This is a genomic window from Streptomyces sp. NPDC058326 (assembly GCF_042879855.1).
Lineage (GTDB): Bacteria > Actinomycetota > Actinomycetes > Streptomycetales > Streptomycetaceae > Streptomyces.
Map to the genome: position 1 here is coordinate 516,610 of NZ_JBHVZO010000001.1, position 22,061 is coordinate 538,670.

19 protein-coding genes are annotated in these 22,061 nt (G+C 70.4%); 8 read left to right on the plus strand and 11 right to left on the minus strand.

Annotated elements, in window-relative coordinates; translation table 11 throughout:
- Positions 1-68: 68 nt before the first annotated feature.
- The 3 genes from ACFVYX_RS02200 to ACFVYX_RS02210 form a co-directional block, all read right to left on the minus strand.
- On the minus strand, positions 69-827 hold the full coding sequence (locus ACFVYX_RS02200) for a GntR family transcriptional regulator (RefSeq protein ID WP_389679359.1): 759 nt from the start codon (positions 825-827) through the stop codon (positions 69-71).
- A 50-nt stretch (positions 828-877) separates the two neighbouring features.
- Positions 878-1,741 (minus strand): hypothetical protein, encoded by an 864-nt coding sequence (locus ACFVYX_RS02205; protein WP_389679360.1) that lies wholly within the window; start codon positions 1,739-1,741, stop codon positions 878-880.
- Between the two features lie 598 nt (positions 1,742-2,339).
- Positions 2,340-3,503 (minus strand): ROK family protein, encoded by a 1,164-nt coding sequence (locus ACFVYX_RS02210; protein WP_389679506.1) that lies wholly within the window; start codon positions 3,501-3,503, stop codon positions 2,340-2,342.
- Between the two features lie 76 nt (positions 3,504-3,579).
- Here ACFVYX_RS02210 and ACFVYX_RS02215 point away from each other — a divergent pair, with 76 nt between their 5' ends.
- Together ACFVYX_RS02215 and ACFVYX_RS02220 are read left to right on the plus strand one after the other, a co-directional pair.
- Entirely contained in the window at positions 3,580-4,668 is a 1,089-nt protein-coding gene (locus ACFVYX_RS02215) for a Gfo/Idh/MocA family oxidoreductase (protein WP_389679361.1), read from the plus strand.
- Positions 4,665-5,159, plus strand: coding sequence for a heme-degrading domain-containing protein (locus ACFVYX_RS02220; RefSeq protein ID WP_389679362.1), 495 nt, complete (start codon positions 4,665-4,667; stop codon positions 5,157-5,159). Before ACFVYX_RS02215 ends, ACFVYX_RS02220 begins: the two co-directional genes overlap by 4 nt.
- Positions 5,160-5,238: 79 nt before the next feature.
- Here the strand turns inward: ACFVYX_RS02220 and ACFVYX_RS02225 are convergent, their stop codons facing one another.
- The 4 genes from ACFVYX_RS02225 to ACFVYX_RS02240 form a co-directional block, all read right to left on the minus strand.
- A complete protein-coding gene (locus ACFVYX_RS02225; RefSeq protein WP_389679363.1) occupies positions 5,239-6,096 on the minus strand; it encodes a fumarylacetoacetate hydrolase family protein in 858 nt (285 codons plus the stop codon).
- Positions 6,097-6,233: 137 nt separating this feature from the next.
- Entirely contained in the window at positions 6,234-6,965 is a 732-nt protein-coding gene (locus ACFVYX_RS02230) for a YidC/Oxa1 family membrane protein insertase (RefSeq protein WP_389679364.1), read from the minus strand.
- A gap of 86 nt (positions 6,966-7,051) precedes the next feature.
- Entirely contained in the window at positions 7,052-7,348 is a 297-nt protein-coding gene (locus ACFVYX_RS02235; protein WP_389679365.1) for a DUF6412 domain-containing protein, read from the minus strand.
- A 348-nt stretch (positions 7,349-7,696) separates the two neighbouring features.
- On the minus strand, positions 7,697-8,221 hold the full coding sequence (locus ACFVYX_RS02240) for a winged helix-turn-helix transcriptional regulator (protein WP_389679366.1): 525 nt from the start codon (positions 8,219-8,221) through the stop codon (positions 7,697-7,699).
- Positions 8,222-8,325: 104 nt separating this feature from the next.
- Here ACFVYX_RS02240 and ACFVYX_RS02245 point away from each other — a divergent pair, with 104 nt between their 5' ends.
- Complete coding sequence (locus ACFVYX_RS02245; protein ID WP_389679367.1) at positions 8,326-9,696, plus strand: MFS transporter; 1,371 nt, start codon at positions 8,326-8,328, stop codon at positions 9,694-9,696.
- Here the strand turns inward: ACFVYX_RS02245 and ACFVYX_RS02250 are convergent.
- On the minus strand, positions 9,665-10,513 hold the full coding sequence (locus ACFVYX_RS02250; protein ID WP_389679368.1) for a class E sortase: 849 nt from the start codon (positions 10,511-10,513) through the stop codon (positions 9,665-9,667). The genes ACFVYX_RS02245 and ACFVYX_RS02250 overlap by 32 nt on opposite strands.
- Positions 10,514-10,576: 63 nt before the next feature.
- Between ACFVYX_RS02250 and ACFVYX_RS02255 the strand changes: the two genes are divergently transcribed.
- Both ACFVYX_RS02255 and ACFVYX_RS02260 read left to right on the plus strand, forming a co-directional pair.
- Complete coding sequence (locus ACFVYX_RS02255; protein ID WP_389679369.1) at positions 10,577-11,572, plus strand: SEC-C metal-binding domain-containing protein; 996 nt, start codon at positions 10,577-10,579, stop codon at positions 11,570-11,572.
- 84 nt (positions 11,573-11,656) lie between these two features.
- Positions 11,657-14,794, plus strand: a complete 3,138-nt coding sequence (locus ACFVYX_RS02260) for a DUF3427 domain-containing protein (protein ID WP_389679370.1) — start codon at positions 11,657-11,659, stop codon at positions 14,792-14,794.
- Between the two features lie 50 nt (positions 14,795-14,844).
- On the opposite strand, the gene ACFVYX_RS02265 is transcribed toward ACFVYX_RS02260, so the two are convergent.
- Positions 14,845-15,597 carry a hypothetical protein gene (locus ACFVYX_RS02265; protein WP_389679371.1) on the minus strand — a complete coding sequence of 251 codons (753 nt, stop codon included), beginning with the start codon at positions 15,595-15,597 and terminating at the stop codon, positions 14,845-14,847.
- Between the two features lie 271 nt (positions 15,598-15,868).
- Here ACFVYX_RS02265 and ACFVYX_RS02270 point away from each other — a divergent pair, with 271 nt between their 5' ends.
- The 3 genes from ACFVYX_RS02270 (at position 15,869) to ACFVYX_RS02280 (ending at position 19,379) form a co-directional block, all read left to right on the plus strand.
- Complete coding sequence (locus ACFVYX_RS02270) at positions 15,869-17,641, plus strand: DUF262 domain-containing protein (protein ID WP_389679372.1); 1,773 nt, start codon at positions 15,869-15,871, stop codon at positions 17,639-17,641.
- Positions 17,642-18,369: 728 nt separating this feature from the next.
- Entirely contained in the window at positions 18,370-19,038 is a 669-nt protein-coding gene (locus tag ACFVYX_RS02275; protein ID WP_389679373.1) for a hypothetical protein, read from the plus strand.
- Positions 19,039-19,079: 41 nt separating this feature from the next.
- Positions 19,080-19,379: a hypothetical protein gene (locus ACFVYX_RS02280; protein WP_389679374.1), complete on the plus strand. Its 300-nt coding sequence runs from the start codon at positions 19,080-19,082 to the stop codon at positions 19,377-19,379.
- A gap of 130 nt (positions 19,380-19,509) precedes the next feature.
- Here the strand turns inward: ACFVYX_RS02280 and ACFVYX_RS02285 are convergent, their stop codons facing one another.
- Positions 19,510-20,502: an NAD(P)H-dependent oxidoreductase gene (locus ACFVYX_RS02285; RefSeq protein ID WP_389679375.1), complete on the minus strand. Its 993-nt coding sequence runs from the start codon at positions 20,500-20,502 to the stop codon at positions 19,510-19,512.
- 284 nt (positions 20,503-20,786) lie between these two features.
- Positions 20,787-22,055 carry a DUF445 domain-containing protein gene (locus ACFVYX_RS02290; RefSeq protein WP_389679376.1) on the minus strand — a complete coding sequence of 423 codons (1,269 nt, stop codon included), beginning with the start codon at positions 22,053-22,055 and terminating at the stop codon, positions 20,787-20,789.
- Positions 22,056-22,061: the final 6 nt, after the last annotated feature.

A 22,061-nucleotide genomic window follows, 5' to 3' on the forward strand; every position in this document is an offset into this window, starting at 1 on the left:
GACCAGACCCGTTATCGTTCCGTGACATTACGGGGGTCGGGGCTCCGGCGGGGATCGCTCACCGCCCGTCAGCCCTGCGCGCCCAGATGGGCGGTGAAGCTGAAGCGGTCGCCCCGGTAGAGGGTGCGGACCCGCTCCAGGGGGCGCCCCGAGGTGTCCCGGGAGACGCGGTGGAGCAGCAGCATCGGGAGCGCGGGCGGTGTGCCGATGAGGAGGGCCTCGCGCGGGGTCGCGAGCACCGTCTCGATGCGCTCGTCGGCGGCGCCGAACGAGATGCCGAGCCGGTCGAGGAGATAGGCGTAGAAGGAGGAGTCCGGGTCGAACTCGGTGTCCAGGTGCGGGGCGCGGGCCTCGGAGACGTACGTGCTCTCCAGACCGACCCGCTCGTCGTCGGCGAGCAGCACCCGCTCCATGTGCCAGACGGACTCGCCGGGTTCGGCGCCGACCTCGGGCGCGAGCGCCTCCGGGCAGGGGAAGCGGTCGAGGGTGATCAGAGTGCGGCCGGGGCGGCGGCCCTGACGGCGCACCCCCTCCGTGTAGCTCGCGAGCGACAGGGGCTGTTCGAGCTTCGGTCCCGCGACGACCGTGCCCCGGCCCTGACGGCGCAGCCGCCCCTCCAGGAGGAGTTCGCGCAACGCCTGCCGGACGGTCTCGCGGGACACCTCGTGACGCACGGCGAGGTCACGCTCGGTGGGCAGCAGCCCACCCTCGCCCAACTCGTCGATCATCAGGGCCAGTTTGCCCTTGACCGCGTAGTACTTGGGCACGCGGCCGTGCTCCGGGACGCCGGAGCGGACGGGGGCGCCAGGGGTGCTCTGGTAGTTCACCGGGGGATGGTCGCAGACGGGGGTGAACGGAAAGGTGTACGGGACATGACTCAGCGGTGCCGGGGGCGACGGCTCCGCACGAGGAGGGCACCGAGGCGCAGGCGGCTCCGGACGAGGAGCGCGCCGGGGCGCCGGGGCGGGCGGGCCCGGACGAGGAGGGTGCCGAGGTGCCGGCGGTGGCGGCTCCGGACGAGGAGCGCGCCGAGGAGGACGAGCGCCGCGGCGAGCGGGGCGAGGCGCTGCGCGTACGCCTCCGACTCCCTTCCGGTATGGGCGAGTTCGCTGTCCGGCGGGTGGGCGCCCGGGTCCCTGGGATCGGCGGTGGAGCCGGGCGGGCGCGGGGTCGCGCCGGGGGGCGGGGAGGGTTCGGCGGCTTCGGAGGTCTCGCCGGATTCGGCCGGGGTCTCGGGGCCGGCGGGCCCCACGGTCAGGCGGTAGTCGCCGGACTCCCCGACCCAGTCGCCGTCGGCGCCCCGGCGCTGCACGACGGCGGCGTTGACGACGACCTCGTCGGGAGCGGTCCCCGCGGCGAAGGCCAGCCGCACGGGCACGGTGAGGGTCCGGCCCGCGGGCACCGCGAAGCCGCCGAACCCGGTGAACGCGCCCACGTTCTCCGCCTCTTCGGTCGCCTCGAAGGCCACGGGCCGCCAGCGCGCGGCCCCGGCGTCGTAGAACTCGAACCGGATCTGCTCGGGGCGCAGCACCCGCTCGCGGTCGGTGAGGACGAGCACGGGGTGGATGCCGGAGCAGGGCGCGGCGGTGGTGTTGGTGAGGTCGAGCCTCCACTCCCGCGGCGCTCCGCCGGCGGCGTAGACGGCGGGCCCGCCGTGCAGCCGGGTGTCGAGGGGGAAGGCGGCCCCGGAGGGGAAGCCGCAGGTGGGGGCGGGAGGATCGGGGGCGGGGGCGAGGCTCACCAACGCGGGGGCCGACAGGCGGGGGAAGGCGGGGACGGCGGAGGCGGGGGCGGCGAGTGCCAGGGGCGACGGGGTCGGGGCGGCGGGGCGGGTGGCGGAGGGGCGGGTGGCGGAGGGGCGCGGGGGTGGGGAGCCCGGGGCTGTGACGCCTGGGGCTGCGACGCCTGGGGCTGGGGAGCCCGGGGCCGTGGCGCCTGGGGCTGCGACGCCTGGGGCTGGGGAGCCCGGGGCCGTGGCGCCTGGGGCTGGGGAGCCCGGGGCCGTGACGCCCGGCTCCGACAGGGCCGGGGTCGACAGACCCGGAGTCACGAGCCCCGGGGCCTGGGCGCCCGGAGACGACAGGCCCGGGGCCTGGGCGCCCGGAGACGCCAGAGCCGGGGCGGTCAGGGTCAGGTGGGCCGTGGCGGCGGCTGCCATCGCGGCTGCCGTCGTCAGGGTGCGGGCGCTGCGCGGTCGCAGGGGGGCGGATGCCATGGGGCGGGGCCTTTGCTGCTCGCGGGCGTACGGGTCGGCCGCGACGCTGCCACGCGGGGCGGGGCCGACCGGGCAGCGACACCGCGCGGCCCCTCGGACGACCCGGCGAATCCGCCCGATCAGCCTATTTTCCGAAGATCGGAGCGAGAGTGAGCCAGGCGGCCCCCACGGCCACCGCGTCCGCCTCCGCCGCGACCCCCACCGATGTCGTCAGACCGAGCCCCGTCAGAACCTCCCGCACCCCGCCCGAGAACACCCCCGGCGCCGCGAGCACCACCCGCCCGCCCAGGAGGACCTGGTCGATGTCCAGGAGCCGCACGAGGTTGGCCGCGCCCGTGCCGAGGACGCGGGCGGCCCCGGCGAGGTCACCGCGCCCGACCGCCGCGAGACACAGGACCTCCAGACAGCCGCGCCCGCCACAGCAGCACGGCGGCCCGTCGAGCTGCACGGTCTGATGGCCGAGCTCGCCCGCGCCCGTCCTGTCCCCGCGCAGCGGCGCGCCGCCGAGGACGAGGCCCGCGCCCAGACCCGTACCGAGGTGGACGTAGGCGAAGGAACCGGGGGCGGCGGGCCGGAGGGCGAGGCCGAGGGCGGCCGCGTTGGTGTCCTTGTCGAGGACGACGGGAAGCCCGAGCCGCCGGGCCAGCTCCTCACGGACGGGGTGACCGTCCCACTCGGGGAAGCCGGTCACCCTGCCCGGCACGCCCGCGCGGTGGTCCAGGGGCCCGGGCATGGCGACCCCGACCCCGAGAACACCACGGGCACGAACAGCACCGGCCGTGTCGGCCCCACCGGTCGCGCCGGTCGCGCCGGTCCTGTCGGCCACCCCCGTCCCGTCGACCCCGCCGACCCCGCCGACCGCATCAGCCGCCCCCACCCCGAGGGCCGCCCCGGCCACCAGGCCCCGCACCTCCTCCGTCACCGCGTCCAGGACCCGCCCCGTCCCCGCCCCCAGGTCCACCGGGCGCCGCCGCAGGGCCACCACCGTGCCCGCGAGGTCGGTGAGGAGCGTCGTCAGCTCGTCGCGGTCGAGGTGGACGCCCACGGCGTGTCCGGCGGAGGGCACGAGGCGCAGCACCGTGCGCGGCTTGCCGCCGGTCGAGGCGCGGTGGCCGGCCTCCGTGGCGAGGCCCTCCCCCCGGAGCCGCGCGGTGATCTTGCTGACGGCCTGCGGGGTGAGCCCGGTGCGCTCGGCCAGTTCGAGACGGCTGATGCCCGGCTCCCCCGCCGTGCGCAGCAGGTCGAGCACGAGCGCCGCGTTGTGGCTGCGCAGGGCCGGTACGTTCACTCCACCCAGGTCGGTCTTCACCCGCCCATTGTGGCGGGTGCTTGCACTTTGGCAACACCGTTGCTTAAGTGGCCGTATGACTGGCACCGACCCCCGTACCCCCCTCCGCGTCGGACTCGTCGGCTACGGCCTCGCGGGCTCCGTCTTCCACGCCCCGCTGATCGCCGCCTCCGAGGACCTCGTCCTCGCCACCGTCACCACCGGCAATCCCGAGCGGGCCGCCGAGGCGCGCGCCGCCCACCCCGGGGTCCGGGTCGTCGCCACTCCCGAGGAGCTGTGGGAGGAGGGGGCGGACGAGCTCGACCTGATCGTCATCGCCTCCCCCAACAAGACGCATGTGGCACTCGCCACCGCCGCCCTGGAGGCCGGCCTCCCGGTCGTCGTCGACAAGCCGCTGGCCGGGACCGCCGCCGAGGCCCGCGCCCTCGCCGCCCTCGCCGATGAGCGCGGCCTGCTGCTCTCGGTCTTCCAGAACCGCCGCTGGGACAACGACTTCCGTACCCTCCGCCACCTGATCGACGAGGACGCGCTCGGCGAGGTCCAGCGCTTCGAGTCACGCTTCGAGCGGTGGCGGCCGCTCCCCAAGGGCGGCTGGCGCGAGTCCGGCGCGGCCGAGGAGATCGGCGGGCTGCTCTACGACCTGGGCAGCCATGTCGTCGACCAGGCTCTCGTCCTCTTCGGCCCGGTGGTCTCGGTGTACGCCGAGTCGGACGTACGCCGGCCGGGCGCCGAGGCCGACGACGACACCTTCCTCGCGCTGACCCACGCGAACGGCGTCCGCTCGCATCTGTACGTGAGCGCCACCACCGCCCAGCTCGGCCCCCGCTTCCGGGTGCTCGGGCAGCGCGCCGGCTTCGTGAAGTACGGGCTCGACCCGCAGGAGGCCGACCTGCGCGAAGGGCTGCGGCCCGTGCCGGGCGGGGCGTGGGGCGTGGAGCCGGAGGAGCTGTGGGGCCGGCTCGGCGCCGGCGAGTCGCCGCTGACCGGCGGCGGTACCCCGGTCGAGTCGCTGCCGGGTGACTACCCGGCGTACTACGCGGCCGTCGCCGCCGCCCTGCGCGGCACCGGCGAGAACCCGGTCACGGCGTACGAGGCGGCGGCCGCGCTCGACGTCCTCGAGGCGGCGCGGCGTTCGGCCCGCGAGGGGATCACGGTGACGCTGTGAACGACGGCGAGGTCTCCCGACTGGAGGCCCAGGAAGCACGCCTGGTCCTCCCCCGGTTCACGTACGAGGACGCCTGGACGCTCGGCACTCTGCTCGTCGGCATGGCCCGGGAGCGCGGGGCGCCCGTCGCGATCGACATCCGGCGGGGGCCGCAGCAGCTCTTCCACTGCGCGCTGCCGGGGTCGAGCGCGGACAACGACGCCTGGATCGACCGTAAGCGACGGGTCGTCGAGCGGTACGGCACGAGCTCGTTCCTGGTCGGCGCCCGCTTCCGCGCCAAGGGGACGACCTTCGAGGAGTCCTCGCGCCTCGACCCCGACCGGTACGCCGCGCACGGCGGCTCGTTCCCGGTCGCGGTCGAGGGCGTGGGCGTGATCGGCTCGGTCACGGTCTCGGGGCTGCCGCAGGCCGAGGACCACGCCCTGGTCGTCGAGGCGCTGGAACGCCTGCTCGGCTCGTACGCCTCCGCCACCGGCTCCGTCTCCGCCTGAGGACCACGGGCGCGGCCGCCGCCGAGGGCGGGACCGGCGGCGGCGCTCCCTCCCTGACGGCCCTTCCGGCGCCGGAGGGTCAGGCGCCCTTCAGCTCCTGCCGCTGCCGGCCGAGACCGTCGATCTCCAGCTCGACGACGTCGCCGGGGCGCAGGTACGGCTTGGGCTCCGGCTGCCCCATCGCGACGCCCGCGGGCGTGCCGGTGTTGATGATGTCGCCGGGGTAGAGGGTCATGAACCGGCTGACGTACCGGACGACCTCCGCGACCGGGAAGATCTGGTCCGAGGTGTGACCGTCCTGCTTGAGCTCGCCGTTGACCCAGAGCCGCAGCCCGAGCGCCTGCGGGTCCGGCACCTCGTCGGCGGTGACCAGCCAGGGGCCGAACGGGTTGAAGGTCTCGCAGTTCTTGCCCTTGTCCCAGGTGCCGCCGCGTTCGATCTGGAACTCGCGCTCGGAGACGTCGTGGGCGACGGCGTACCCGGCGACGTGGGCGAGGGCCTCCTCGTCGGTCTCCAGGTAGCGGGCGGTGCGGCCGATGACGATGGCGAGCTCCACCTCCCAGTCGGTCTTCACGGAGCCGCGCGGTACGAGCACGGTGTCGTCGGGGCCGACGACCGTGTCGGCGGCTTTGAGGAAGACGACGGGCTCGGCGGGGGTGGCCTGGCCGGTCTCGGCGGCGTGCCCGTGGTAGTTCAGCCCGATGCACACGACCTTGCCGATCCGGCCGACGGGCGGGCCGACGCGCAGCCCGGTGGCGTCGAGCGCGGGCAGCACACCGGCCCCCGCCGCGGCCCTGATCCGGTCGAGGGCGGAGGCGTCGGCGAGCAGACTGCCGTCGATGTCGTCGACGAGGGCGGACAGGTCGCGGAGCGTTCCCTCCTGGTCGAGCAGGGCGGGACGCTCGGCTCCGGGCGGACCGACACGCAGCAGCTTCATGGACTTCTCCCTGTGGTCGAGGCGGGCCCGGCAAGGGCCCTGAGGTACCCCGGCCGATGGAGTGCGGCCATCGGAGGATTGGTCGATCCTCCAAGACAACGGGTCACTCTGCAAGACCCCGTTCACGCAGTGGACCCTTACGCGCGAGTAGCAACGGCCTGGGGGCTCTTCTCCTCGCGGAAGAGAAGGGCCCGTTCGACGGCCGCCCACGCGGTGCTGGTGACCACGTAGAGGGCAGCGGCGAGGGGGACGACGGCGACCGTGACGAGGGTGGCGAAGGAGAGCAGCGGCATGACCTTGGCGATGGCGCCGGCGCCCGGGGTGGGCTGCCCCAGGTCGAGGGGCTGGGCGGCGAGCTGCCGCTTCGTACGCCGGTAGGTGAACGTGGCCACGGCGGCGACGAGCGCGAAGAGGACCAGGTAGACCACGCCGGCCTGGCCGAGGACGCCGCCGTGGGCGAGGGCGTCGGCCCAGTGGTCGCCGAGCGGGGCGGCGAAGAGGGTGTGCCCGGTCATCCGGTCGCCGGCGAACAGGTGGTACATGAGCAGGAACGCGGGCGCCTGGAGGAGGGCGGGCAGGATGCCGGCGAAGGGCGAGACCTTCTCCCGCGCGTGCAGCTCGGTCATCGCCTTCCTGAGCCGCTCGGGGTTCTTGGCGTGCTTCTTCCGCAGCGCGGCGAGCTGCGGCGCGATCCGCGTGCGGGCCTTCTGGCCACGGGCCGAGGCCCGGGACAGCGGGTGGATCGCGAGCCGGACGAGCAGGGTGAAGAGGACGATGGCGGCGGCCGTCGCGGTGGTGGCGAAGAGCGGCTGGAGGAGCTCGGCGAGCCGCTCGACCAGGGAGGCGAAGAGGGACAGGAGCGCGGACATGGTGGACCCTCCGTGGGTCTCGTCGTGCCTGGAGAAAGGGAGATCTCGGCATGACGGATCCGCGTGAGGTGCTCGGGGAACGCTCCCTACGCGGCCGTCGGGAGGAGACGGCCGGGAGCGCGGGGTCTGCGCCGGCCCGCGGCGTCGGGATCGCGCTGGGGCAGGAAGGCGGTGCGCCGCTCGCGGTCGCGGATGGCGGTACGGACCCGGGTCGGGGGTACGACGGGGGCGGTACGGGCCGCGCCGGAGAGGGCGCAGACGACGGCGGTCGCGGCGAAGGCGACGGCGGTGGAGAGGCCGCCACCCTCGGAGAGGAGGAGATCGGCGAGCGCGAGCAGGCCGAACAGCGACGCGCCGACGCGCAGGACCAGGTCCTTGGCCATCCCGTACCCCCCTCCCACGTTCCTCTCACGCTCTCTGCCCAGATGGACGTGCGGCGGCGCCGGGAAGTTCCTGCCCGGCGGGGGAGGTTCCTGCCCGGCGGGAGGTTCCTGCCCGGCGGGAGGTTCCCGCCCGGCGGGAGGTTCCTGCCCGGCGGGAGGTTCCCGCCCGGCGGGAGGTTCGGCGGGAGGTTCCTGCCCGGCCGGGAGGTTCCCGCCCGACGGCATGCGGGGGCACTCCGGACGGGATGCAAGGGGGGTGCTCCGGCGGCAGGCGGGGACCCTCACGCGGGATGCAGGCGGGGACCCTGACGCGGGATGGGTGGACGCTCCGGCGACAGGCAGCGACACTCAGGCGGGATGCAGGGGTTCGAGGAGCCGGCGCGGCCGGAGGAGGGCGCGGCTGACGGGGTCGGCCGGGTCGGGGTCGAGCCCGGCACCGGGCCGCGTCTCGACGTCGGCGGGCGGCACGGGGACGCGGCAGGCCGGGCATTCGCCGTACGGGCCGAGTTCGGTGCCGCAGTCGGCGTGGTGGAAGTGGCGCACCGGTACGGCTCCGGGGACCTCTGCCGTGCCCCAGGCGCCGAGCGCACGCAGCACGGGCCAGAGGGCGAGCCCGCGCGGGGTGAGGACGTACTCGTCGCGCGGGGGCGACTCCTGGTAGCGCCGCCGGTCGAGGACGCCGGCGTCGACGAGGGCCTGGAGGCGGGCGGCGAGGACGGCCCGGGGTGCGCCGAGGTGAACGAGGAAGTCGTTGTAGCGGCGGATGCCGTAGAAGGCGTCGCGGACGACGAGCAGGGTCCAGCGCTCGCCGACGACTTCGAGGGCGCGGGCGATGGAGCACTGCTGATGGGCGTAGTCCTTGCCGAGAGCCATGGGACCCATCGTAACCAATGAAGGTTCGTTGACTGAACTTACCTGCTACGGTGAGCCCCACCCGATGGGTTCATTCACCGAACTGACAGGCGGAGGTCTTCGCAGTGCCCCAGCTCGCGTCCACCGCCCGCGCCTCCGCCCCGCCCCGGGACTCCCGCCCCGGGACCGCCCTGGCCGTCACCGCGACGGCCACCGCCGTCGCGCTGATGAACTACACGGCCCCCATGCTCACCCTCCCCGACATGGCCGCCGCCTTCGCGACTCCGGCGTCCGCGCAGGCCTGGCTCCTCAACGGCACCCCGCTCGGCCTCGCCGTCCTCCTCCTGGTCGCCGGCAGCCTCGCCGACGCGCACGGCCGCCGCCGGGTCTTCCTCCTCGGCACCCTCGCCCTCGGCCTCACCACCGCCCTCGGCGCCTTCGCGGGCTCCACCCTCACCTTCACCGCGGCCCGGATCGCCCAGGGCGCGGCGAGCGCGGCGGTCCTCGCGGGCAGCCTGGGCCTCCTCGCCCACGCGTACCCGGCTGGACGGGACCGGATCAGGGCCACCGGCATCTGGGGCGCGTCCGTCAGCGGCGGCATCGCCCTCGGCCCGCTGCTCGCGGGCGCGCTGAGCCTGGTGGACTGGCGGCTCGCGTACGCGGCCCTGGGAGCGGCGGCCCTTGCGACGGCGGCGGCAGGGACGCGACTGCTGCCGACCGACCGGCCACAGGGCCGGGCGAAAGGGACCCGCCCCGACATCGCGGGCGCGACGGCTCTCGGCCTGGCCCTCGCGGCGCTGCTCACGGCGCTCACGCTCGGCCGGGACGGCTGGCTGCGCCCCCCGGTGGCCCTGCTCCTGCTGGCCTCCGCCGCCCTGACGGCGCTGTTCGTGGCGGTCGAGCAGCGGAGCCGTACGCCCATGGTGGAGCTGGCGCTGCTGCGGAGGCCCGCGTTCCTGGCGTCGACGCTGGGGGCGCTGTTCACGGGCCTTGCGGTGATCGGCCTGTTCAGCGTGGTGCCCGCGCTGCTCCAGGGCGGGGCCGGGATGTCACCGCTGGGGGCGGCCTGGCTGTTCGTGCTGTGGTCGGGCACGGCGTTCGTGGCGGCACTCCAGGCGCGACGCCTCCCCGGCCGGTTCTCCGCCCCGTACCAACTGGCCCTGGGCTTCGCCCTGTCGGCGGCGGGGATCCTGGCCCTGCTCGGAGGCATGGAGGGCCCCTGGGCGCGGCTCGTCCCCGGCCTCCTCGCGGCGGGCGTGGGCAGCGGCCTCCTGAACGCGGCGCTGCCCCGGCTCGCGGTCGACTCCGTACCGCCGGAACGCGCGGCGATGGGCTCGGGCGCCAACAACACCGCGCGCTACATCGGCTCCTCGGCGGGCGTGGCCCTGACCCTCGCCCTGGCACCGTCGGGACCGGACACGGCTCTGCTCGTGTCGGCGGGCCTGGCCCTGGCCGGCGCGGCGCTCACCCTCGTACTGGGGCGCCGACGGACATGAGCCGCGCCCAGACGACCAGCCGGTAGGCGCTGCTGAACTCAGGAGTGCAGGTGGTGAGGGTGAGATAGGCGCCGGGAGCGTCGTACCCGTACGAGGGCCTGACGAGGGACCGGGGCACGGCCCGGATGACCCCCACGTCACGGGGAACCGTCCGGGCGAGAATTTGATCGACGCGATACGTGTACGTGGCGTCCCGGGTCCGTACGGAGATCTCGTCGCCCTTCACCAGCCGATTGACGTACCGGAAGGGCTCGCCGTGGGTGTTCCGGTGCCCGGCGAGGGCGAAGTTCCCGGTCCGGCCGGGGCCGGCGGTGCCGGGATAGTGCCCGACGTACCCCTTGTCGAGGACGGAACGCTTGGAGACGCCGTGGGCGACGGGCGCGGTGAGACCGATCCGGGGGATACGGAGGACGGCGAAGGCGGCGGAGGAGTCGGGCACCGGGTCGCGCGGGGCGGGACCGGCCGCCGGCCCGCTCGGATCGCCCCCTCGCTCCCTCCCCCCGCCATCCCCCTCACCCGGCGACGCCGCAGCGGACGGCTCGGCCGTACCGACGACGGAAGGAACGGGGGACGGTACGGGGGAGGACGGGGCCGGGGGAGACATCCCCCACTCCCGTTCCAGAGCACTCACCTGCTGACGGGCCACGGCACGAGCCTGCTGGTTGGTCCACCACAGCTGGTGGGCGACGAGAAGCAGCAGGACGACGCCACAGGTGACGAAGGCCTCCGCGCCCACCCACAGCACCCGGGCACCCCTGCGGCGCCGCCCTCGCGACTGGACGACGACCGGCACCCGCTGCCCCACCCTGGCCCGCACGCGGGGCACGATAAGCGCTGGGGTGCCAACTCTCCAGGCGCGTACAGCAGTACGGTGGAGCGCATGCGCCCCGACACGCCTGCCGCCCACGCCACCGAAGCCGAGCGCCTGCTGCGCACCGCCGCGCAGTACCCGGAGGACCGGGAGCCCCTGCTCCTCCAGGCCGCGGCCCATCTGGAACTGGCGGGCGACCGCCCGGCCGCGACCGCCCTCTACGACTCCCTCCTGTCCCCCGAGCCTGCGAAGCCGCACCTGATCAGGGCACTGAAGGCGGCGAACCTGTGGGAGTACGGCCACGAGGCCGAGGCGCGGGCGATCATCGACGGCCTCCGCAGGGCGCGGCCCTCGGACGCGACCCCGTGGGAGATCACGGCGGAGACGCTGGAGGCGCACGACGAACTGGAAGCGGCGGAGTCCACGCTGACGGAAGCGGCGGAGCTCCTGGCCACCGCTCCGGAACTCCCCCACGCGACCCAGTCGCTCCTGATCACCCGCCACCGGGTCCGCAGGATGCTGGCGCTCCCGCACGACGACTGGGACGTACGGGCGGACCGCCTCCACACCGGAGCGGTCCCCCTGGACGAACTCCACGACCCGAAGCGCCTGTGGTCGCTCGGCTCCGAGGACCCGGCGGAACTCCAGGCGGAGATCGCCCGCCTCCGCTCGGAACTGGGCACCTACCGCACGGCCCTCTCCCGCCCGTTCCCGGTGGCGGTCCTGCACTGGCCGGAACCGGAACTGGACGAGCTGCTGGCGGCGTACCCGGAACTGGAATCCGAGTACCCCACGTACCGCGCGCACCTGACAGACCTCGAAGCCTCCCTCCGCGAACTCTCCCAGGCGGGCACCCCCAACCTGGGCATCGTCCGCGCCACGGTCCCCTCCTACGAAGCCTTCGCAGCCTCGGAATCCACCCACCCGTCGAACGCGGACCTGCTCCCCCAGTACGCCACCACACTGGCGGCCCGCGGACGGGCGGCGGCTTGGCCACCGGCGCGCACGGCTCCGTGCTGGTGCGGGTCCTCTCGGGGCTATGGGGAGTGCCACGGGGCGGAGTGATCACCACACCGGCATGGCGTCTCGTCAAAGCTCTGTCGGTGGCACCTGATACCAATGGTGCGGTTGGTCAGGGAGGGGAAAACGATGAGCGAACTGTCAGACTCCGGGGGGCCGGTTTCTGGTCTCTATGAGCAGTTGATGACTCTGCGGCTCGAAGCCCAGCTCAAGGCGCTTGCGGTTCGTGGTTGGCATGCGATCGACGATGTCGTCGGCCCCAAGTCTTCCCCCCGCGTTCTTGCGAAGCATGTGGCCGACACCGTGCGTCACATTCTGGAGGGGCTGCCTCCAGAGGAGCACGTGCACGCGGCCAACCACATCCTCGAATCGATGAACACCATCGAGGGCGCCCGAGAGTGGGTGCAGCTCGTCGCCGACGGTCCACGCCAGCTCCTTGCCATCGCGGAGCAGGAGGCTGAGGGCGTGTACCGAATCCGCCCTGCCACCCCACTAGCGGAGACTGCCCTCCTCACCAATGCCCCCGAAGATCCCAGCCTAGGATTCGAGCTGCGGGCGGAGCTGGCCACAGCTGACCGGGTCGATCTCCTCTGTGCCTTCGTGAAATGGCACGGTCTGCGGGTCATAGAGCAGTCACTCGAAGCAGCTCATGCGCGGGGCGTCCCCATCCGCGTCATCACGACGACCTACATCGGAGCTACAGAGCGGCAGGCGCTCGACCGTCTCGTCCAGCGATTCAACGCCGATGTCAAGGTCAATTACGAGCTCCGCTCGACGCGCCTACACGCCAAGGCTTGGCTCTTCCGTCGACACAGCGGCTACGACACCGCGTACGTCGGTAGCTCCAACCTTTCGAAGGCCGCCCTCCTTGACGGCCTGGAATGGAACGTTCGCCTGTCGTCCGTCGCGACGCCGGACGTCATCCGCAAGTTCGAGGCGACCTTCGACTCATATTGGAGCGACCCCTCTTTCGAGACGTACGACCCCGAGCGCGACGCCGCACGGCTCAGCGAAGCACTCCAGGTCGCAGGTCAGGGCAAGGGCCTAGCAACAGACCAGCGGATCACTCTGTCCGGTCTGGAAGTACGGCCGTACCCCCACCAACGGGACATGCTGGAGCGCCTCCAGGTCGAACGCGAAGTCCACGACCGACACCGCAACCTCCTCGTGGCCGCAACAGGTACGGGAAAGACCGTCATGGCTGCGCTGGACTACAAGCGCCTTCGGCAGCAGCACGGCCGCGACCTGCGGTTGCTGTTCATCGCACACCGACAGGAAATCCTGCGTCAGTCGCTGCGCACGTACCAGGACGTACTGGTGGACGCCAACTTTGGGGAGGAGCTGCACAGTGGGCTCTCACCCGACAGTTGGCAGCACGTCTTCGCGAGCGTGCAGTCTCTGAAGGGAGAGAGACTGGAGCGGCTGTCCCCCGACCACTTCGACGTCATCGTCATCGATGAATTCCACCACGGCGTCTCCTCAACCTACCGGAAGATCATCGAGCACTTCCGCCCTCTGGAGTTCCTCGGGCTCACCGCAACCCCCGAGCGTATGGACGGTCGCAATGTCCAGGACGAGTATTTCGACGGGCGCATCGCGGCAGAGATACGACTGTGGGAAGCACTGGAAAACGACCTGCTGAGTCCGTTCCACTACTTCGGGATCACCGATACCACCGACATGACCGCTGTCGAGTGGAAGCGCGGCGCTTACGATGCATCGGCGCTCAGCAACTTGTTGACTGGCAACGACGCCAGGGCACGACTCGTCGTTCAAGCCGTTGTGGAGAAGGTGGCAAACCCTGGCGCCATGCGCGCGCTCGGTTTCTGCGTCTCCGTTGCTCATGCCACCTTCATGGCAGAAATCTTCCGGCGCGCGGGCCTGCGTGCTCTTGCCCTATCTGGGGAGACTCCGCAGGAGGAGCGTAAGGCGGCGTTGGCCGCTCTGCGCGCCGGCGAGATCCAAGTAATTTTCTCGGTTGACCTCTTCAATGAGGGGCTGGACATCCCCGATGTCGATACGTTGCTCCTGCTGCGCCCGACCTCCAGTGCGACTGTCTTCCTTCAGCAGTTGGGCCGCGGGCTCCGCCGCACGGAGAACAAGGCAGTCCTCACAGTGCTGGACTTCATCGGCCAGCACCGCAAGGAGTTCCGCTTCGAAGAGCAGTTCCGCGCCCTCACCAACCTGACGCGCAACCGCCTCCTTACCAACATCGAGCATGACTTCCCCCAGCTGCCGTCCGGCTGCCAGATCATCCTTGAGTCGAAGGCCAAGGAACTGATCATCGACAACATCCGCAGCCAGATCAGCATCAACGTCACGCAGCTTGCCCGCGAGGTAGCCCGGTACGGAGAGCCCCGACTCGCCGAATATCTCCACGAAAGCGGACGCGAACTCAAGGAGATCTACCGCGGCGGCAACTCCTGGACCGGCCTGCTTCGCCGTTCAGGCCTGCTCCCCGCAGCCGGCCCCGACGGCGAAGAAGCACTCCTGAAGCGCGTTTGCGGGTTCCTTCATGTCGACGACCCCCGGCGGGTCGCCGCGTACACAAAGCTCCTTGCGGACGACGCCCCTTCCTACCGCGAGCTCGACGAGACCGAGCAGGCATACGCCCGCATGTTCTTCTTTGCGCTGTGGCCCTTGGGAGGTGGCTTCTCCCAGTATCAAGAGGCGCTGGACTCGCTCCGTCCGCAGCGTGCCTTCCGTGACGAACTCCGCCAGGTCCTGGCCCACGCCCTCGACCGGGCCGATCACGTCCCCGTCCCGCTCCTCGGCCCGCTCGCCGACCTCCCCCTGACGATCCACGCCTCCTACAGCCGGGAAGAAATCCTCCCTGCACTGGGGCAGTCATTCATTGGCGGCTTCATGCCGGGCCACTTCCGCGAGGGGGTCAAGTGGTGTGAGGGCATCCAGACGGACGCGCTGCTGATCACGCTGGAGAAGGATGAGAAGGACTTCTCCCCGCAGACCCGCTACCGGGATTACGCGCTGAACGAAAGCCTCTTCCACTGGGAGTCGCAGAACCAGACGTCGGAGACGTCACCCACAGGCGTCCGCTACCAGACCCACAAGGACAACGGCTCTCACGTCCTCCTCTTTGTCCGCCGCTACAAGAAGACGGACATCGGCGGCCCTCAGCCCTGGATGCTCCTGGGCCCGGCTGAGTACGTCGATCACAAGGGCAGCAAGCCCATGGGGATCACCTGGAAGCTGAAACACGATGTCCCTGCCGACGTGTGGACCTACTCGGCCATTGCCGCAGGATGAAGCCGAGGCCAGCGGGAGTCGAGATTGCGATGCCGGCCCCGCTGGGCCTCCTATTCAGCGGTAACTGCGACGTCATCCACGACTTGCACGATCTCCTTGGCCAGACTTGACCCTGCCTCGATCGCCGTCTGCAGCTGTGTCGCGCCTGCCGTGAACACAATCGACGCCGTAAGAAGGCCGAAGAATGCCCTCTTCCACCTACCACCGACTTGGGCGTCAACACCTGTCAGCAGCGATGTCGCCTGAGTCAGTGATCCAAGCACCTGGTTCGTTTCATTCGACACCCGCGCCACCCCGAAGAGCTCGGCATGGTCGATAAGCCAGAGAAGGTGGGTGATCTGCGCAACGATCTGACTCTTGAGGGCTGAGGGCAGTTCGGCGTCGGAAGTCTGATCCAGAATCTCCAGCCAGGAGTGACAGCTCTCGGCAATTGACTGCAAATTCTCACCAGCAGGCGCCGAACCCGTGCCGCGCATGACGGCCTCCAGCACGTCCGCAGCCGACGCCAGATGATCGAGCGTCTCCTGCGCAACCAACACACGTGCCGGGCGCCCGGTGTCGGACCAGCCTGCATCAGGCTGCACCACAGCCGTCCACCACTGAGGGGCATAGCGCGAGAATCTGACCCGCTGCGCCTCCGGCAAAGCAAATATCTGCTGGATCGTCTCAGAGAGCAGCGCAGCTACTTCGGCATGTCGCCGAGCGAACTCGTCGGTCCCCCAGTCCGCGCCGAGCACCTCAACCCACCCGTCACGGAAAGTCCGCGCACCCGACGCCTGCACGCGCGACAGAATCTCGTGCAAGCCATGCGGGCTTGTAGCGGAAGCCGTATTCCCCATCCCCCCACCTTACGACTCGAACGTCAGTAAACAACCAATTTATCAGACCGAGATCACCCAGCCAACACATACGCACACATGCCTACAAATGCGGATACTCCACAGATTTGGGATAGATTGGCAGTTGCTTGTCAATCTCCCTAAAGCGACCCCTCGAGCGCACCCAACCAGACACATTCTCGCGAAGCTGCACACTCGCGCGCTATTCTCATCGAGAACTCGGGGAGGATAGTCCATGGCCATCATCAAGTACGCCGCCCGTCAGACTCTCGGGCAACTCATTGGAGCCAACAACCCTCCAGTGGAGGTTCCGGACGACAGTCAGCGGCAATACGCTTGGGGGAAGCTTGAGGTCGATACCTACTGGGCCGACATTCAAAAGTTTATGCGAGCACGCCGGACGGGAAGCGAGGCGTCCGCAGAATATTTCATCGGCCCCATAGTCACCATCACGGACGACAAAGTTACGAGCCGGTCCCTACTCGATGGACAGCAACGCCTCACCACCTCGACGATTCTCATAGCTGCCATCAGGGACACGCTCGGCAGCATGTCGTCGACAGAGGCTCGAGTAATGGCGAACAACATCCAGCGAGATTACATCGCCCGCAAGGACGGCCGGCACTCCCTACCGCAGTACTTTCTGACGCTCTCCCTTTTCGACCGTGACTTTTTCAAGAACTTCATTCAAGACTGGAACGAAGCGACAGGGAAGGTCGCTCACACCGAGATACCCTCCCGCCCCTCCCATAAACTGATTAAAGCCGCCTATTCACTATTCGAAGGACATATCTCCTCCGCTCTCTCCTCGATTCATTCGGACGACGAGCGGATCGACTGGCTTGAAGAGCTTCGGGACTGCCTGGTAAAGGGACTCGTGTTCGTTGAGGTTCAAACGCCGACTTCCAGTGATGCCAACGAAGTCTTCGAGACCATAAATTCTCGCGGCAAGGACTTGTCCACCGTCGACCTTGTCCGCAATTTCCTCATGGAGAAGAGTCGACACGACGAGGAAAAGGATCGCGTAAACAATGCATGGCGCTCCCTCCTTGACGGATTCGAGCGCAGGGAAGACATAGAGAAGTTTTTGCGTCATTTCTGGGTAGCTGGGCACGGGGACGTACGGTCGCACAGCCTCTACACCACCATCCGGAAGGAACTGACCGAGCGCTTTGAGAAGGATCTCCCTCGGTACGAAGTACGGATGTTCGCTGCGGAGTTGCAGAATGCATCCGGAAGGTACATAGAGCTGATCACGTCTGGAACCGGCTTCGAGAAGCTCGACTGCCTACTGGACGAAGTCAGGACACTGGGAGCCGACGCCGCCTATCCGCTTCTCCTCGCCATATCGACAAGGTCCAACCACAGCGAGGTGGCAAGGGTCGCAGAGGCCCTCCTCAGCTACTACGTTCGATGGACGGTCGTCGGGCGGCGCGAGTCAACGCTTCTTGAAGAGAAGCTCTTCGACCTCGCCAAGAGAGTTAGTTCCAATCTCTCCATCTCGGATGCTTTCCAACAGATCGTCGACTGGACTCCAGATGACGCGGCATTCCAATCCGACTTCGAACAAGCGCCCATTCCGAGAAGCACCCAAGCGCGCTATTTGCTGACGACGATCGAGCAGTATCTCAGGCAGCGTGAGGGCGTAGACGACGTAGTCGTAGCTGGGGCAAGCAGCGTACATGTTGAGCACATATACCCTCAGTCGCCAGAGGCAGTCTACCGACTCACTGATCACGCCTCATGGATGAACAGACTCGGAAATCAAACCTTGCTCCACGGCAGGAAGAATCGCATGGCTTCCAACAAGGCTTACCCTGAGAAGATTCATGCGTACGAGTCTTCGTCGTTCCTCATAACCCGGGAGACCGGGATCGGCCGCCTCTGGGATGCCGATAACGGGGGCTGGCGCCCTCAGGGTATCGATGAGCGCCAGGCCGATCTGGCAAAGATTGCTGTTGATGTGTGGCCTATTGGCTCACGGGACACAGGCGAGCTCTCCCTCTAGCTCCAGAAGATCCACAATCCGCTTGAAGTGGCTCTGGCGCGATCCAGGGCGACTTCCGGGTCGCAGCCCCTTCGGGTGGGCCGGGTTTGTGGGCTTCTGGTGGGACCGCCCTCTTTCCGAGAGTCGCTCCCTGGAGGTGGTGCGGGGGTCGGGGTCATCGCCGGGGCTCGGGCAGTGTTCGGGGCCCCGCGGCCACTCCCCCCGGCCGCCCTCCGAGTGTGAAAAGGCGGCCTGCACCGCACTCGGGAAGAGGGCGGCCGCGCCAGAAGCTCGCCTGTTCCCCGGCCCGTTGGACCCGCCCGTCACCCACACGGGCGATCTTCATCTGACGTGTGCACTTGAGCGCAAGCAGTGTCGTACGGTCGCGCAAAACGGCCCCCGTCGATGGCGCCAACCATCGGCGAGGGCCTGAACCACTCGTGGAGTAGGAGTCCACCGTGATCTACCGGCACTTTAACGCGCCCTCCCGTGCCTTCAGCCAGTTCTCGCACGAGATCATTCGGCATCCCCGGCTCAGTTCCGACGCCGTCCGGCTTCTGACCTGGCAGCTTTCCCTGCCCCAGGACGCTCGCGAGTCGCTTTCCCGGACCGCCGAACGTGCCCGGATCGGGTCATGCGCCTTCACCCGTGCCAAGCGGCAGCTCAAGGAGGAAGGGTTCGTGCATGAGCGGCGGATCCAGGGCGCCGGAGGGCATTGGGTCACCCAACAGCTTGTCTCCAGTACCCCGTTGACCGCCGACGAAGCCGCCAAGCTGCTCGCGGGGACACCCCGCTCCAAGCCCGTAACCGCGCAGGTAGTACCGAGTCCCCGGAAACCGGCCGCCGGTACGCAGACCGCCGGTGCGCCGGTGCCCCCGCCCGCCGACCGTCATCCAGAGAAAGACCTGAAGGAAGACACCTCCAACCTTCCCGCCCCCCAGGCGGGCCAGGCGGACGAGACCGCCCCGCCGGAGGAGACCACCGGCGAAACACCCCACCTCGAAGACGCCCGCGCCCTCATCAGCGTCCTTCCCCTCCTCTCCCCCTCCCTCCGTCACATCCCGCCCGGCATGCGCGACGAACTCGCCCGCCTCGCCGCCCGCTGGCTCGACGCCGGACACACCTCCGCCGACCTCCACCAGCACATCCTCCGTGGCCTGCCCGGTGCCGGGACGTCCGTCCACCGGCCCGGCGGGCTCGTGCGGTACCTCCTCCGTGACGTGCCGCCCCGCACCCTCCCCACTCCGCCCGCACCCGCCCCCGACGGCCCCCGGCTCTCCCCCCGCCTCCTGGGCACCCGCGAATGCGCCGGCCACCACACCCAGCCCATGCTCTTCCGGCCCCGCACCGACGAGACCCTCTGCCCCGAATGCGCCCTGTCGGTGCCCGGCGGGGAGCTCGTTCTCGCCCCCTCGTAGGCTCGGAGGAGGACGATCCAGCTGTCAGGAAGGCTTCCGCCATGCGCCGTATCCCCTCCCCCGCCGTCGCCGCCGTCGGGCTCGTCGGCGGTTACGCCGTTGCCCGGTGGACCAAGAAGCGGCCCCTCGGCGGGGTCGTGCTCGCCGGGGTCGGGGCCGTGGCCGTTCGAGAGTGGCAGCAGGTGGGTGGGGGGAAGGTGGCCGCCGGGCTCGGCGCCGCCTATGTCGCCGCCTTCGCCGGCTCCCATCCCCTCGCCAAGAAGATCGGGGCCTGGCCCGCCGTGTTCTCCGTGGCCGGCGGGATGGCTGCCGCCTCCTGGGCCGTCACTCGCGGGAAGTAGCCCCTCCGGCCCCCACCGCGTAACACAGCAGGCCCCCTCGGCCACCGGAGCCGCGCACCCGCGCCGTCCGTCCGTCCGTCGATCCGACCATCCGACCGGGCGGACGGGCGACAGGGCAAGCCCGCCCTCGTCACGGCTCGAGGTCGACGACCCCCTTGCCGCCCGGGATGTCCAGCGGCACCGAGACCTGGTCGTGGGTGATCAGCCATGCGCCGTCCACCTTCCGGAAGCCGAAGGTGGCCCGGACCCACATGCCGTCCGCCGTCGTCCCGTCGGGCAGCGTGCCTCTGAGACGGCCGAAGCCGTGCGTGAACGCCACGTCTTCGCCCACCGTGGACATCAGGCCGCGCACCTCGTAGGTCACCTCCCGGAAGAACGCGAACACGTTCGCCCAGTTCTTGAGCTTCGCGTCGATCCCCACGTGCTGGAGCGGCGGATCGATGTCGAAGGACACGACGTCCGTCGAGTAGAGCCGCCTCAGGGCCTCAAGGTCCTTGGCCCGGATCGCGTCGATGACGCCGTCGATGTGGCGGCTGATCGCGGCTTCGTCCGTCTCACGCCGCGCGGGCGGGACCGTCTGTCCTTCCGCGCTCCGGGCGACGACATGATCCAGCAGTGTGTCCAGGACGCCGGCGTGGTGGGCGCCCGGCTTGAGTGTCGTGTGGTCCTCGAAGTCGGTGTGCAGGGACAGCGAGACCTGCGGCGTCACCGCACCCATCCGAAGTTCCTCGCACACAGCCCGCAACTGCCGGGCCGCCCGGCCGCCGCTATGAGCACCGCCGTAGGAGACGAACCCGACGGCCTTGTGGGTCCACTCCGCGTGCAGGTAGTCGATCGCGTTCTTGAGCACGCCGGGGAGGGAGGCGTTGTACTCGGGGGTGACCATGACGAATCCGTCGAAGCGGGCGACGGTGTCCGCCCATGCCCGGGTGTGACTGTGCTGGTACTGCCCGGCGAACGCGGGCAGCGGCTCGTCCAGATGGGGCAGCGGGTGGTCGAGCAGGTCGATCACCTCGAATGCGGCGTCGCCGCGGCGGGCGGCCCGCTCGTGGACCCACCGGGCGACCTGCTCGCCCCTGCGGCCCGGGCGGGTGCTGCCGATGAGTATTCCGATCCTGGTCATCGCTGTCTCCTGAGGTGTCCCACCCGGGTTCTCCGGGCTGGTGGCGTCTCCGAGCAGTAAGACGAAGTGACCCCGTGGAACGTCAGGGAGAGTCGCGGACTGACCATCGGACGTGCGCTGTCTCGTCGTACCGGCGCGTGGATCCCCGAGCCGCTGCCCGAGCGGACCGACTGGCTCAGCGGCGCCCGGCAACCACCGCGGCGACGCGCGCTACGTATCGGGGCCGGCCGGCCGGAGGCGATGGCTGCCGCCTCCCGGCCGTCACCCGTACCGAAGGGCGGCCCTCAGCCGCCCACCCCGTGGCTCACCGTGTAGATCAGCAGGCCCGCAAGCGCGCCCACCACCGTGCCGTTGATACGGATGAACTGGAGGTCGCGGCCGATGTTGGCCTCGATCTTCTTCGAGGTCTGGGTGGCGTCCCAGCCGGCCACCGTGTCGGTGATCAGGGACGTGATCTCGTGGCGGTACGTCGTGACCACGTACGCCGCCGCGTCCTCCGCCCAGCCCTCGACCTTGTCCTGGAGGCGGGAGTCCGTCGCCAGGCGGTTGCCCAGGGAGATCAGGGAAGCGCGGGCGCGGAGGCGGAGCTGGCTGCGGTCGTCCTCGGCCGCCGCGATGATCAGGTTGCGGACCGAGGACCACGCCGAGGCGATGATGTCCTGGACCTCCGGGCGGGCCAGGAGGTCCGACTTGAGGCGTTCGACGCGGGCGCGGGTGTCCGTGTCGGCCTGGAGGTCGGCCGCGAAGTCGGTGAGGAAGCGGTCGATCGCCCCGCGCGCCGGGTGGCCCGGCATGTCCCGCATCTCGGTGACGAAGCGGAGCAGCTCCTTGTAGACGCGCTCGCCGATACGGCGGTCCACGAAGCGGGGCGTCCAGCCGGGCGCGCCGCCCTGGACGGCGTCCATCACCGACTCTCCATGGGTGACGAGCCAGTCGTGGGCGCGGGTGCAGATCAGATCGACGGCCCGGTGGTGGGCCCCGTCGGAGACGATCTTCTCCAGGGTCTTGCCGAGGCCCGGCGCGATCTCCGCCGCCTCGGCCCGCCGGGTGATCGCCTCCCCGACGACCGCCTGGACGTCCGAGTCCCGCAGGACGGTCAGCGCGCCCCGTAGCGCCGTCGACGCCTCCGCCGTGACACGGTCCGCGTGTGCCGGGTCCGCGAGCCAGGCGCCGAGCCGGCCACCGATGCCGAAGGCGTGCAGCCGGCCCCGTACGACGTCGGCCGAGAGGAAGTTCTCGCCCACGAAGGTGCCGAGCGAGGCGCCCAGCTGGTCCTTCTTCTTCGGGATGATCGCCGTGTGCGGGATCGGCAGGCCCAGCGGGTGCCGGAAGAGGGCGGTGACCGCGAACCAGTCGGCGAGCGCGCCGACCATCCCGGCCTCGGCCGCCGCCGCGACATAGCCCGCCCACGCCCCCCAGCCCGCGCTCTCCGCCCAGGTGGCCAGGGCGTAGATCACCGCGACCGCCGCGAGCAGGGACGTGGCCAGCGTCTTCATCCGCCGGACACCCCTGCTCTTCTCCTCGTCCGCCAGCGTGTACGAGAAACTCACCATCAAGTC